Genomic DNA, 12,554 nt, shown 5'->3' with positions numbered 1-12,554 from the left:
ATTTGTCTCAATTGGAATTTGCCCATGTTAATCGTAAAGAGGCAGCTCTCTACACAATGCAACAGACTTATCCTGCTTTTCAACAATATTTACCTTTTTCTTACGGAACTTATGTAAGTGAAAATGGTGATGCCTGCGTGCTTGTTTTGCAGTGTCTTGATGAGGAATGGCTATCGTTAGATCCCTTTGATGTAGCGAAATGGAATCAGCAGGCCATTGAAAGTCTTATTAGTACGCTCGCCAAGCTGCATGCAGTTTGGTATCAAAAAGAAACCGAAGTGGCTAAAATCCCCGGTTTTGGAAATAGGTTGGATGCTGCAAAGATGCAGCAATTGATGCCTTATTGGCTAGCATTAGCTGATGCTGTCAAACAAGCTCAATTACCTTTTTTACAAGCTGAGGATTATGATTTCCATACTCGATTAATACAAGATATTCCGACTTGGCGTAAGCAAATCGATGCGATGAAAAAAACGTTGGTACAAAATGATTGTGTTCCTAAAAATGTAGCGCTTAGTAAACAGGATGATAGAAAAATTTATGTCTACGATTGGGAAATTGCAACGATTCATTTACCACAAAGAGATACAGTAGAGTTTTTATCTTATGTCTTACCTGCCCAGTTCGATGCTAAATTATTGCTATATTATCTTGAACAACATCGATTGCAATTGGCTGAGGTAGCTAAGACTAGAATTGCTGAAAAAGAATGGCAACTTGGTTTTAAATATTGCTTGTACGATTTTTTAATTCAACGCATATTACCCGAATTGGTTTTTGAAAAATTGGAGGCACGTAATATAGCGAATGTTTACGCTAACGTTAGGAAAATGATAACACTACTTAGCGAGATCGAACGAAATTTTTAGCCAATTTGGCTTTTTTGCAGGCCGGCAATAACTTTAGGGACACTACCTAATAACAGGGAGAGAATTATGACGCAGGTACATGTGATTCTACCTGGCTATAACACTAAAGTGTTAAACAAAGAGATGCTACAGCCTTATCAAAGTAGCGAATTGCAATTGAGTATTCGCTATGTCGACATCGAGGTTGATGCAATGCGCCATGAGTTTGATATGGCGCTAATCGCACCTGGTCTTATTTATGAGGCTCTTGCGGCAGAAAAGGAGAAAGCCGATGCAATTGTCATTGATATGATGGCTGATAGTGCTTTGCGCGCGCTGCGTGAATCGGTTTCTATTCCTGTCGTTAGTCTTCCTCAAACAACCATGCATGTCGCGGCGATGATGGGAAATAAATTTGCTATCATAAATACCACAGAAGAGTTAACACCTATCCAAGAAAATTTAGCCAGAGTCTATGGCTTGTATGATAGGCTGGCCTGTATACAAGGTGTACAACTCGATCCAAAAGATGACTATCGCTCCGAGGCTACCATTAGTGCGTTAGTAGAGCATTGTTATGACGCAGTGACTAGTAAACGAGCCGATGTACTGATTTTTGGTTCCGGACGTCTTATTGCTTATCGTGATGTTATTAGTGAACGTTTAAATCGTAAAGGAATTAATGTTCCTATTATTGAGCCTCTGCCTACAGGAATATATTTCGCTAAATTTCTTGCTGATGCCGGAATAGCTCAAAGTAAACGTGTTTATAATTCTCCTGCTGAAAATAGTTTAAAAATATATGCCAAGATTTTAGCTTCTTATACCAAATAAATGCAGGAATAGACAGAGAGTCACAAGGGTTAATTTCTAGCAAGCCTTTGAGGTGCTTTTACCATTCTAAAACGCGTGCTTAGTACATTGATGCAAAGTCCGGTAATAACTAGCAAGCCAGCGGTTAGTTTCCAGAGTTGAAAAGGCTCTCCCAGAATTAAGACGGAACTTAATACGCCTACGACGGGTACCAATAAAGTGAATGGCACAATGGCGCTAATAGCATAACGACTTAATAACCAGTTCCATACACCATAGCCTACCCAGGTTGAGACATAGACGATGTAGAACAATGAGCTAATGCCTAGCCTCGTCAAATGTTGATAGCTATAAATAAGCTTGTCCTGTCCTTCAACAAAGAGAGCGAGGATTAGCATGGGGACGAAGGCAACAAAACTTCCCCAAATAACGAGAGCTATCATATTAATATCTTTGATTTTTTGGTAATAAGATTGCCTAATCCCCAAGTTGCAGCCGCAGCAAGAATAAATATAAAGCCTAAAAGGGAAATATTTTTATCGACATGCATTGCAACTAAACCAATACCCATAAATGAAACTAACGCGCCTCCCACATGCCAAAGACCGGGTTGCTCACCCAGCAAGATCGCTGCAAAGAACATACTAAAAAATACTTGTACCTGAATAATTAAAGAAGCCATACCAGGTGTCATACCCACATTCATTCCTATAAAAAGTAAGGCAAATTGCAAAGCAAACATAATTAAGCCGTATAAAGCGATCAATCTGAAAGGTATTGCAGGCGGTTTTATAAAGAAAATAGCTGGAACACTGGCCAATAGGAATCGAAGGGCACAAAGAAAAAGTGGCGAAATTTCTACAAGAGCTAATTTCACGAAAAGAAAATTAACGCCCCAAATTATAGCAACTAAAAGGGCCAGTAGCAGATGAGCAATAGGCATTTTAATTCACATCAATTTTTAATAATACATTAGTTTAGTTGAAAAAATTTTAATTTGATTGAAAAGAAACCTCCTATTTCTTGAAACTGATACAGCATTTTTCTTAAAATAGGACAAGAAAAACTTTTTCCGCATAAAATTTTACAGTTAGTTTTTATTTTGTCAAAAATTAGTTTATAGAAGCAATGCAATTTTACTATTAAGAGTTGGTTAGAACCATTAATTAATGGGTTCTTGTCGTTAAGTCACTCATCTGTTTTTCTGTTGATTGCAAGGGTTAATCCTTGTCGATAAGATGCACAAGCTCCGCTCTGGTCATTCAATTTTTCCAATAACTTGCCTAGTTCAGCATACGCTTCGGGTGTTGGATTAAGATCGAGACTCTTTTCAAAATAATTTTTTGCTTTTCCCCACAAATGATTGTTGAGACTTAGACGCCCCAGACAAAGATAGAGGGGTGAAGAGTGAGGTGCTTTTTTGAGCAAAGACTCAGCAAAGACCAATTGTTGATCATCTCCTTTTACCTGTCCATAAAGAGAAATAAGTTGCTCATGATAGTCTTTCCGCAAACAGCGACGTAAAATTGATTCTGCTTGTATCTGCTCGTTTTGCGCCAATAAAAACTGGCAATATTCAGCCATTAATACAGGATCACTAGCAAGCGCTTTAGGTAGAGATGCTATCATCTTTGTGAGGGCTTCACCTTGCGAATACCTGGCAAGCTCAGAGATAGCCTGTAAATAAGTTTGTTTTCTTAATATTTCAAAGAATTGGCCTGTAACAACCTGATTTTTCTTTAATTCAGGTAAAAGTGCGATTAATTGCGGCCAATCTTTCACTTCTTGATAGAGATGCATCAATAATTTAAGTACATAGGGATGGTGAGGAGCCATATCTTGTAAATGGCGTAGTGTCGCCAAGGCTTGCTCCCATTGTTTGTTAGCAAGCTGCAATTGAGCTTGGGTTAATTCAACCGCTATTTTAGCTTCGGGCATCGATTGTTGGGCTTCACGAAGATAATCATCGCGTAATTGATTATCTCCCATTTCCTGTGCGGCACGAGCTGCAGTGAGATAATTAAGTAATGGCGAGTCAGTATCCGGTAACGCTTTGATTAGGTGATTTTTGGCTTGTGCCCAATAGCCTTCACTGAACTCGATTAAGCCTTGTCTTGTTTTAGCCTGGGCTTTTTGTACACGACGTTTTGTTTGCCAATGACGAAAAGAAGCAGGGCCTTTACCCAGCTTAGCTATTATTAGCAGGATAGCGTGAAATAAAAAAGCTAATAATCAAAGCGAAGATGGCAACTAAGAGGGTGGTTTCAACGGTCCAATGATTAATGGCAATAAGCAGGTAGCCAGGGTCGCGATTAAGCTGAATACCGAGGTATACGGACGCGAGTAAGAGTAGGAAAATCATTAACACACGAATCATTGTATATTTTCTCCTTCTGATACAGCAGCCTTGGTGGTTTGAGAGTTGGACTCAATCAGCTGGTTTAGCAGAGGCAGCGATTCTTCAATGACTGGTTTAGTAGTGACGAGTTTTTCTTGGGATAATTCTTGCAATTTTTTGATTAAGACTTGTGTGCTCTCAGCATTTTCATCAAAAGTACGTTTTACATCTTTTATGACTTGAGCTAATACCAATTGATACACTTGGGGATTATTTTGCAATATCGCCCATTGTGCTTCTTGTAAATTCAGGCGAATACTTTCGCGTAATACTGCTTGATGCATAGGAGATAGCAGCGAATTAATCTCTTCATCGTGATGGCGAATAACCACCAGATTTTCTAGTAAACTCATACTGTCGTGTAATCGCTCTCGCCAGGTAATAGGGGAGGGATCAGTGATGTTTGCTGTAGTAGACTGATTAAATGCTTGTTTGATTGGTAAGTTGGAAACAATGCTCTGTGCGGCGTCCAGTTGACTTAAGAGACCTGCTGTATCAATTTTGGGAAGTGCTTGTAATTGGGTAATTTCTCGCGCAATCGCCTGCCGAATGGTAAATAGTTGCTGATTAGATACAGTTGCTAACAAGGCATCGGCTTGTTGTAACAGTGCAATAGTAGCCTGTTGATCATCACTCCAGTGGCTATTGATTTGCGCCAGCTCTAAATAATAACGTGCTTTTAATAAAACCCAATCTTGTTTTTGGTAAAGGCGTTGTTGCATTGCAGTATGCAAATTTTTGCTTAATTCTTGCACCTGTGCTTGCATTTTTTCTTGTGCTTGGTTATTTGTTTGTGCCGTTTCAGCAAAATGAGAGTTTGCCTCTAACTGATTTTGTTTTAACTGATTGATTTCACCGTTTAGTGCTTGAGTACGCTCACTGGTCATTTGATGTAATTGTTGGCTAGTATAAGCCGCATATAAACCACTCACGAGAGCGATACCAGCCATGATCAAACTCAGAACGGGGACAAAGGAAGCAGTTGTTTTAGCCGTTTTCTCCCCGACTTTATTCTTTGGGGGCTGAATGGATTGAGTTATTTTGTCATTATCGGTGGTGGCTGTTTTAGGCGCTGTTTTTGAGGTTTTATTCTGCGCTTCATTGCTGTTGGCCATGAATTAATCCTTGATTGTATTGGTGCAATGTTTTTAAGATTGTTTCCGGGCTGCTTATCAGAATAGTTTTTATTCCTAATAATGATGCTGATTTTGCCAAGCGCTCACTAATAACCAGGCAGGGCTTGCTGCAAAGCCAAGCATGGGCACCCTCACCAAACAAAGCAAAAATAGTATTCATCGCTTGCTGGCTTGTAAACAGTATAATATCGACAACGTCATTGTGCCACAATGAATATAGATTTTGCTGATTAATCTCAGGTTTTACGCGTTTATAAACATCAAAGCTATAGACCTCAGCTCCGCGACTCTTTAAGGTTTCTGCAATGAGTGGCCTGCCGCCTTCTCCTTTGAATAGGAGAATCTTTTTTTATAAACCGTTTGTAGCTCAGCTAGAGCCAAGAGATGTTCGCTGTCTGCCTGAGGAGGAATTAGAGGAGTAGAAAAAACATATTTCTTTAAAGCGGAAGCGGTTCCTTGTCCGACAGCGATTAGTTTCACTGTAGCAGGCCAGGTGATTTTTTGTTGTTCCAGGGCCGTAAAGCAATACTCGACGGCATTAGCACTAATAAAGATGGCATACTCAGCTGCCACTAAATTGGGTAAAGAGGATAGCCAAAGCTGGTTATTTGCTTCAATTTTTAAAGCAGGGCATTCAATTGCAATCCCTCCCGCATCAGTAATGGCACGGCTCAGTTCTTTTGCTTGCTCAAGAGGCCGAGTATTGAGAACACGTAAATTATGCAAAGAATAAATCATGATGAGAGAGAAAGAAGTTTACCTGCTCCCTTAGTCAATAAGGTTTTTGCACAGGTATCGGCTATAGCCATTGCTTGTGATTGAGGGCCTGATTGACTATCTTGAATGACAGTCTGGCCATCTACAGTGAGCACCTTGGCGCGTAAAAACAGTCGTTGATTAGATTGTTCCTTGCAAAAACAGCTAAGGGTACGTGGCAATTACCACCTAGCAAGGCATTAACGTGGCGTTCGCTGTTTACGCAAAGTGCTGAAAGTGGATCATTAAGTGGTGTCAAAAGTTTTTTATGTCGCTATCTTCAGTACGGCATTCTATTCCCAGAGCGCCTTGTCCACAGGCTGGCAACATAAGCTCATCACTTAAAATCTCGGTGATAGATGCTTGCATCCCCATGCGCTCAAGACCTGCTACTGCCAAGATAATGGCGTCATATTCTCCCGCTTCCAATTTATCTAAACGGGTATTGATATTACCGCGTAATACCTTTATTTCCAAATCAGGACGAAGGGCTAAAAGCTGTGATTGGCGGCGCAGACTGGATGTACCTATGACGCTGCCTGCAGGTAAATCTTGTAGTGTCTTATGTCGTTTTGCAATAAAAGCGTCTAGTGGATTATGCCGTTTACAAATGGCGGCAAGTGCAAGCCCTTCAGGGAATGTTGCAGGAACATCCTTTATCGAATGAACGGCAATATCAGCTTGTCCTGTCAAGAGTGCTTCTTCGAGTTCCTTAACAAAGAGCCCTTTACCACCGGTAATCAGCAATTTGTCTTTCAAAAATTTATCACCTGAAGTTACCATTGGGACGAGCTCTATCTTGATTAATGGCCAATGCTGCTTCAGCAGATCAGCAATATGATTAGCTTGCCATAAAGCCAAAGGACTCTTTCTTGTCGCAATACGTAAAGTTTCAATAGCCATATTTATTTACAAATAAGGAATAATGAGGAAAGCATCATATCATTCTTCCAATAAGATTAATGTAGGGGTTATTTACATTTCTACTAGCTTGGCGTTTATAGTTCGATTTTCTGCACTTCGCAATTTACATACATACGTTGTATGTTCTGCTGCGATGCTCGGCCGATCAAATCGTAATTACTCAAGCTAGCGCAATGTAAACAGCCCCAAGTATCTTGACATGGGCTTATTAGTGTTCAATTCTTGAATTTATTTTAAGAGCAATGCATGCAGCGATGAAAAATTTGAAAAAATAGTGAGCTATCTTGATCAATCGATGCAACGCAGTTTATCCAATTCTGCACACCAGTTGATAGCTGTAGGAGCAATTGCTTTTTTTGGGTTTCCGTTGTTTTACTGGATTTGGACAGCATGGTTTCCGCAGCCCTATGAAACGTTGGGATTGCGCCTGGTAGGCAGTTTACTGGGTTTAGGTTTGATGTTAACTCCTTATTGGCCTGCAGCAAGCAAACCCTATATGCCTTGGTATTGGTTTCTGACGATTCTTTATACGCTATCCTTTTTTTTGCTTATTCATTTTTAATGAATCATGCTAATGCCATCTCGGCGATGTCTTTATTGTGCAGCGTATTTTTACTGGTCTTGTTAGTTGATTTATTCAGTCTTTCGGTGCTGTTGGTTTTGGGATGGGGACTTGCCTTGGTTTGTTATTATTTTATGTCACCGGAGCTGTATTTTGGTGAAGAACATATCGAAATGACCTTGGTGTTATTCTTTGTAATTATTGTTGGTTCAACAGTCAATTATAAAACCGCTATGTTACAACAGCAGCGATTGGCTGGTATGGCCGCTGTAGCTGGTATGATAGCTCATGAATTACGAACACCTTTGTTGGGCATTAAAAGCGGTGCAAAAGCCTTGACCTATTACATGCCTCAATTATTTCAGGCTTATCATGTTGCTAAAGAACAAGCGTTGTTGACTACTACAATTAGGGAAATAAGATTACAACAACTAGAAGATGTAAGTGAGCGCATCATTAACGAAATTGATTATGCCAATACAATGATAGATATGTTACTGGTTAAGGCTGGTCGAGAAAATTCATTACAGAACTGTACCTTAGAGCTTTGTTCAATGGCTGATTGCCTAACTGAGGCTATGGCAAGATACCCTTTTAAATCAAATCATGAACGCTCATTAATAACCTGGCAGGGAGATTTTGTTTTTACCGGCTCAAAATTATTGATGCAGCATGTGCTTTTTAATCTCCTGAAAAATGCCTTGTATGTTATTGCAACTACGCAAAAAGGCGATATTTTGATATGGACAGAGACAGGCGATAAAGTAAATACCCTTTTTTAAGGATTCGGCCAAGGGGATGTCGCCACAACAACTCACGCGCTTGTTTAACCATTTTTATACAACGACTTTTATGGGTACTGGAATAGGGTTGTCTTTTTGTAAGTTGGTTATGAATCGTTTTGGCGGAGATATTCGCTGCGAGGCACAAGAAGGAAAATATACACAATTTGCTTTGACTTTCCCTGCATTGCCATAAGAGGATGTTATGGTTGAAATTAACCATAATGATTAATTTGATCTCTAATTTTTGTTTTGGGAAAACAAGACAACTGTGTTAGCTTATATGCAAGTTGTAATACTCATGCTTGTTTTGTGAGAATGTTTAAGTGCGTTGCCGGCACTGAAAAACAGGATGATTTAAGGCTTACAGTGTACTAAGAGCGTTTGCTCAGGAGGAGCTATGCCACAGTTCTTGATTCCTACCTGCTATTTTCCAAGCACCGCATTATTTATTGATGATAGTCGTGATTTCCTACTGAATTTTGTACTGCAGTTGGATGAAAGTTTGGCCTATCGAGTGTTTGATTCTCCTTTTGATGCCCTGGATTGTATTTACAAAAAACGTTGTGAATTGGATTTGTTAAGTCAACGCTGTTTGAGTGAATATACAGAGGCCAAAAATTGTCCTCTGACAAATCATACCGTTAATTTGGATTTGGCAGCTATTCATGCCGAAATATACAATTCTCGTCGGTTCTCGGAAATTTCGGTAGTAGTCGTTGATTATGCGATGCCGGAAATGGATGGGGTGGAATTCTGCCGTCGTATTGAGAACACTAATATTAAAAAAATTCTTTTAACTGGGAAAGCTGATGAGAAACTCGCTATAGAAGCGTTCAATGAAGGTTTAATTGATCGTTATATTCATAAGAGTGATCCGAATGTAGCAGAGTTAATCACTAAAAGTATTTATGATTTACAATTACATTATTTTCAAGCCATGTCGGATATGGTGGTAAGGATGTTGTCAGTTACTTCTCCTAGTTGTTTACATGATAAAAAATTTGCCGAATTTTTTCGCCAGCTTCGTCAGGAAAAAGGTGTTGTTGAATATTATCTAGCTGATAATTCCGGTAGTTTTTATTACTTGATGATGATGCTAATGTAAGCTTCCTCGTTGTTAAAAGTGAATCAGATATGCGGCTACACTATGATTTAGCATTGGATAGTGGAGCCAGTGAAGAGGTCCTGGATCTACTGGCAACAGGTGAGCAGATTCCTTGTTTTTGGCAAGCAAATACTCTGGCTCCTCAATGCAATGATTGGGCAACTTGTTTGGTGCCAGCCCAGCGTTTTGTTTCGAATGAAGTTTATTTTATGCCTATGTACAAGGTCCAGCATTGTTTGATGTACGACAAGAGAAAATTTTATCTTATCATTGTCATCTAGAAGAGCTAGATGCTGAAGAGTTACTTTCAGCCTAGAAATTTTATTGGATTAAATCTCTTGGTAGTTTGTAAAAAGTGGTAAGTCTCGTTCTTTTTTATTTAATTGCAGTAAGCAATCAACCACTTTGGCTAACTGTTCTGGTTGATGATTAGCACTGACCGACAAGCGAATCAGTGCTTTATTTTTTGGGGTTGCCGGGGCACAAAAGACTGCTCCGTGAATATCCGCTTCTTCAAGTTTATTCCGCAGCCAAATTGTATTTGCCTCGCTGCCGGAAATAAGAGGAATGATTTGTGAATCGCTGCCACTTAAATCAAATCCATGTTGTAGTAACGCGTTACGTAGAAATGCCGCGTTATCATGCAATTTAGTTCTGCGCCATTCTTCTTTAGCAATAATAGCAAGTGAGGCATTAAAGCCTGCTAAATCATGTGGGACTAATGCAGAACTAAAAATAGTGGGTAGGGCTGTGTAGCGGATTAGTTCGATCAACTTCTGATTTGCAGCAATAACACCACCGCGACCTGATATTGCCTTGGCAAGGCTTGCAGTGATGATATCAACCTGAGCAGAAAGCCCTAGTTCTGCCACAAGGCCGCTGCCATTTGGGCCATGGATACCTAAAGAATGAGATTCATCAACAACTAATAAACAATCAAATGCTTTGGCTAGTTGTACATATTCAACTAAAGGACTCCGCGTACCTAGCGTGCTATAAATAGAGTCTACAGCGATTATTCCTGGACCATAACGCTCTAGACGTCTGCTCAGTGATTGAACTGAATTATGCTTAAAAGGAATTGGTTTTGCATTGGCTGCTTTGGCACCCTCCCAAAAAGACATATGAGTGTAGAAATCGAGATAAACAGGCAGGTTGCGTGAGGCCAGCGCTTGAATCAAGCCCATATTAGCGCACCAGCCTGATTGAGAGAGCAGGGCGGCTGGATAATTAGTTAAGATCGCAAATTGTTGTTCAGAAGCAGTAAGCAAGCTGTCATCACTTAAAAAACAGGTGATTGCATTGGACCATTGCCATATTGTTGTATAGCTTGCATTTGAGCATTAATGAGTTGTGGATGATGACTAATGCTTAAATAATCATTACTGGCAAGACTTAATGCGTTTGCTGTGGGTATTTTGCCTTTTAGAATATGAGTTCCTTGCCAGGATTGCTGTACTCGTATTTTAAAGTAGCGCTGTAGGGCAGTATTAATAAAATCAGGAAAATTATCCTTTGTTTTTGATAAGGTCGCTTTCTCGCTCTTAGGTAACGCGTCATGTATATCGTATTTCGCCATCGACTACCCGATCTCAATTATGTATTTGATTCATAACGCAACATAACCGGCTAAAGATTATGAGTATTCTCAACTAGTTATAACAAGGTCTCATGCTAGCGTCAAATTCATTGGATCTCTTTCCAATCTCGCTCTACTGTAGCGAAAATTACTTCGCCAATACAGCGCTCGAATCCTCATGTATTTGTGTATAAACTTTGTTTCGTGCTCCGTGTCCCCTCGCATTTCCCTCGCTACAGCGAGTTTGGAAATCACTGGTTAAAAAGAAGATGTCTTGAACATTTGAGTTTTTTGCTCCGACGATAGCAAGTTATTCATTTGTCCACTCGGCAATTTTTCTAATAAGCAATCCAGAGCCGTATAGAACCACTCCTGTTAGCATCAGACATAAAATACGAACAATTGTTGGTGTTGCAGAGGCATCATAAATAAGCGCTTTTCCTGCGGCAAACCCCAAAACAAAGAGAGCTGATTTAGCCACAATTTTATCTTTCCGAAAATAAGCTACGCCCATCACACAAATAGCATAGAAAAGCCAGGAAGCGGAGACCGCCAGTGAATTATAATCATTGGTTAATTGATACAGTCCTGAGATCGCAAGCAAATGGGCTAAGCCTAACAACAGATATCCATACTCCTCTTTATGAGCAATGCGTTCGTGATGTTTTGCCAGTAATACCCAAATGCTACAAAAGGAAGCTGTAGCAACAATGAACCAGGAAAGATTGAAATCAGCCATCAAATGAGCAAGCATTCTAAGGTATTCCATCGCTAAAATAGTAAGTATGGCAATTGTTGGTATCAGAAAATGGTATGGTTTTTTCGTTGTTAAATAATGCACAGGGAGCAAGGCACGGCTAAGTATTATTAGCACAAAGAGCCAAGGCCGCAGTTCTACAGGTAAGAGTTCAAGATAGATCGAGTGAAAACAAACGACAGTAGTAAAAGCAACAATTACTGATTCGCTTTTAAGGTTGGAAACCCATTTTTTGTATAAAGGTACAAACTTATAAGAAGACCGGCAAAGCCTAACGAGATCCAGGGGGCGAGTCCGGGCTCAATTCGATCAATAAAATAATATTCCATGGCATAGAATATAATCAGCACGGGAAAGAAACTCCAGGCTTCCTTTTCTGAGAGTTGCTGACTAGTTAGACGAGTATAAAAATAAGTGCCTACTGAGAAAATAATAAAATGTAGGGCCAGTATGAACGCAATCAATGGATCATTATTCAGATGAAATCCAACTAACGCTGTGACAAGAATAGCTAGGTAGGCTGTAATCATAGTTAGAAGGCGTGACTGTACCCAGATTGAAATGGTTGCAAAGGTGAGTGAGCAGACAATGAAATAGTAAAGAGAAAATACAGTGGTTACATGAAGGCCTAGAATGCCTGGAGTAGTGTAAGCACCAACGGCTGCTATAATTGCGTAAATATCATGCCTAATCTTTATATAAAGCCCAATACAGACTGATGAAATAAGAATTGTCATTGCCAGTGCTGTTTGAAATGAGACAAGTGAGTAAAGTCTATGGGCAGCAAAAACAGTACAATAAAGAATAATAATACCTGCTGCAGGTAACAAACTGGCATATTTACGATCGGACTCCAAGAGTAGATAACCTGCGCCAATCAAAGCAAAACCC

Annotated in this window: 14 protein-coding genes and 3 pseudogenes; 7 read left to right on the top strand and 10 right to left on the bottom strand. The window is 39.8% G+C overall.

Annotation, left to right across the window (positions count from 1 at the left end):
- Positions 1-869, top strand: an 869-nt coding sequence (locus BN58_RS18365) for a phosphotransferase family protein (protein WP_019218084.1), incomplete at its 5' end; no start/stop codon positions are given.
- 66 nt (positions 870-935) lie between these two features.
- Positions 936-1,682 carry an aspartate/glutamate racemase family protein gene (locus BN58_RS18360; RefSeq protein ID WP_019218083.1) on the top strand — a complete coding sequence of 249 codons (747 nt, stop codon included), beginning with the start codon at positions 936-938 and terminating at the stop codon, positions 1,680-1,682.
- Positions 1,683-1,711: 29 nt separating this feature from the next.
- On the opposite strand, the pseudogene BN58_RS27065 reads toward BN58_RS18360, so the two are convergent.
- From BN58_RS27065 to hemC, 6 genes and pseudogenes are all read right to left on the bottom strand, one after another.
- Positions 1,712-2,604: pseudogene (locus BN58_RS27065) on the bottom strand (EamA family transporter).
- Between the two features lie 245 nt (positions 2,605-2,849).
- A pseudogene (locus BN58_RS27060) lies at positions 2,850-4,038 on the bottom strand (heme biosynthesis HemY N-terminal domain-containing protein).
- The gene (locus BN58_RS18345; RefSeq protein WP_019218080.1) at positions 4,035-5,174 is read right to left on the bottom strand and encodes a uroporphyrinogen-III C-methyltransferase; all 1,140 of its coding nucleotides are present in this window, start codon (positions 5,172-5,174) and stop codon (positions 4,035-4,037) included. Before BN58_RS18345 ends, BN58_RS27060 begins: the two are co-directional and overlap by 4 nt.
- A complete protein-coding gene (locus BN58_RS36565; protein WP_269570448.1) occupies positions 5,158-5,502 on the bottom strand; it encodes a uroporphyrinogen-III synthase in 345 nt (114 codons plus the stop codon). Before BN58_RS36565 ends, BN58_RS18345 begins: the two co-directional genes overlap by 17 nt.
- A complete protein-coding gene (locus BN58_RS36560) occupies positions 5,487-5,921 on the bottom strand; it encodes a uroporphyrinogen-III synthase (protein WP_269570446.1) in 435 nt (144 codons plus the stop codon). Before BN58_RS36560 ends, BN58_RS36565 begins: the two co-directional genes overlap by 16 nt.
- An 8-nt stretch (positions 5,922-5,929) precedes the next feature.
- Positions 5,930-6,854 (bottom strand): annotated as a pseudogene (hemC, locus tag BN58_RS27050) (hydroxymethylbilane synthase).
- A 295-nt stretch (positions 6,855-7,149) separates the two neighbouring features.
- Between hemC and BN58_RS35300 the strand changes: the two are divergent.
- The 5 genes from BN58_RS35300 to BN58_RS35285 all read left to right on the top strand — a co-directional run bounded on the left by BN58_RS35300 (position 7,150) and on the right by BN58_RS35285 (position 9,608).
- Entirely contained in the window at positions 7,150-7,437 is a 288-nt protein-coding gene (locus BN58_RS35300; RefSeq protein WP_019218079.1) for a hypothetical protein, read from the top strand.
- On the top strand, positions 7,437-8,219 hold the full coding sequence (locus tag BN58_RS35295) for a sensor histidine kinase (protein ID WP_019218078.1): 783 nt from the start codon (positions 7,437-7,439) through the stop codon (positions 8,217-8,219). The genes BN58_RS35300 and BN58_RS35295 overlap by 1 nt, the downstream gene beginning before the upstream one ends.
- 16 nt (positions 8,220-8,235) lie before the next feature.
- Positions 8,236-8,415, top strand: a complete 180-nt coding sequence (locus tag BN58_RS35290; RefSeq protein ID WP_019218077.1) for a sensor histidine kinase — start codon at positions 8,236-8,238, stop codon at positions 8,413-8,415.
- 204 nt (positions 8,416-8,619) lie between these two features.
- Positions 8,620-9,327, top strand: coding sequence for a response regulator (locus tag BN58_RS27040; RefSeq protein ID WP_019218076.1), 708 nt, complete (start codon positions 8,620-8,622; stop codon positions 9,325-9,327).
- A gap of 29 nt (positions 9,328-9,356) precedes the next feature.
- Positions 9,357-9,608 carry a hypothetical protein gene (locus BN58_RS35285; RefSeq protein WP_019218075.1) on the top strand — a complete coding sequence of 84 codons (252 nt, stop codon included), beginning with the start codon at positions 9,357-9,359 and terminating at the stop codon, positions 9,606-9,608.
- Positions 9,609-9,656: 48 nt separating this feature from the next.
- Here BN58_RS35285 and cqsA read toward each other — a convergent pair whose 3' ends face one another.
- From cqsA to BN58_RS29150, 4 genes are all read right to left on the bottom strand, one after another.
- Positions 9,657-10,598, bottom strand: a complete 942-nt coding sequence (cqsA, locus tag BN58_RS27035; RefSeq protein ID WP_051131955.1) for an alpha-hydroxyketone-type quorum-sensing autoinducer synthase — start codon at positions 10,596-10,598, stop codon at positions 9,657-9,659.
- An 11-nt stretch (positions 10,599-10,609) separates the two neighbouring features.
- On the bottom strand, positions 10,610-10,906 hold the full coding sequence (locus BN58_RS35280; RefSeq protein WP_051131954.1) for a hypothetical protein: 297 nt from the start codon (positions 10,904-10,906) through the stop codon (positions 10,610-10,612).
- A 310-nt stretch (positions 10,907-11,216) separates the two neighbouring features.
- Entirely contained in the window at positions 11,217-11,675 is a 459-nt protein-coding gene (locus BN58_RS29155; RefSeq protein WP_156812629.1) for a DUF2339 domain-containing protein, read from the bottom strand.
- A 185-nt stretch (positions 11,676-11,860) separates the two neighbouring features.
- On the bottom strand, positions 11,861-12,554 hold a 694-nt coding region (locus BN58_RS29150; RefSeq protein WP_156812628.1), incomplete at its 5' end, for a DUF2339 domain-containing protein.

It is taken from the genome of Legionella tunisiensis, assembly GCF_000308315.1.
Taxonomy (GTDB): domain Bacteria; phylum Pseudomonadota; class Gammaproteobacteria; order Legionellales; family Legionellaceae; genus Tatlockia; species Tatlockia tunisiensis.
The sequence above is the reverse complement of the archived record's forward strand: the minus strand, read 5'-3'. Positions and strand labels throughout refer to the sequence as shown.

Excerpts from the sequence above, each read along its gene's own strand:
- BN58_RS18360 (WP_019218083.1), top strand. The coding sequence starts at position 936 with ATGACGCAGGTACATGTGATTCTACCTGGCTATAACACTAAAGTGTTA.
- BN58_RS29155 (WP_156812629.1), bottom strand. The coding sequence starts at position 11,675 with ATGGAATACCTTAGAATGCTTGCTCATTTGATGGCTGATTTCAATCTT.
- BN58_RS35280 (WP_051131954.1), bottom strand. The coding sequence starts at position 10,906 with ATGGCGAAATACGATATACATGACGCGTTACCTAAGAGCGAGAAAGCG.
- BN58_RS35285 (WP_019218075.1), top strand. The coding sequence starts at position 9,357 with ATGCGGCTACACTATGATTTAGCATTGGATAGTGGAGCCAGTGAAGAG.
- BN58_RS35290 (WP_019218077.1), top strand. The coding sequence starts at position 8,236 with ATGTCGCCACAACAACTCACGCGCTTGTTTAACCATTTTTATACAACG.
- BN58_RS35295 (WP_019218078.1), top strand. The coding sequence starts at position 7,437 with ATGAATCATGCTAATGCCATCTCGGCGATGTCTTTATTGTGCAGCGTA.
- BN58_RS27040 (WP_019218076.1), top strand. The coding sequence starts at position 8,620 with ATGCCACAGTTCTTGATTCCTACCTGCTATTTTCCAAGCACCGCATTA.
- BN58_RS18345 (WP_019218080.1), bottom strand. The coding sequence starts at position 5,174 with ATGGCCAACAGCAATGAAGCGCAGAATAAAACCTCAAAAACAGCGCCT.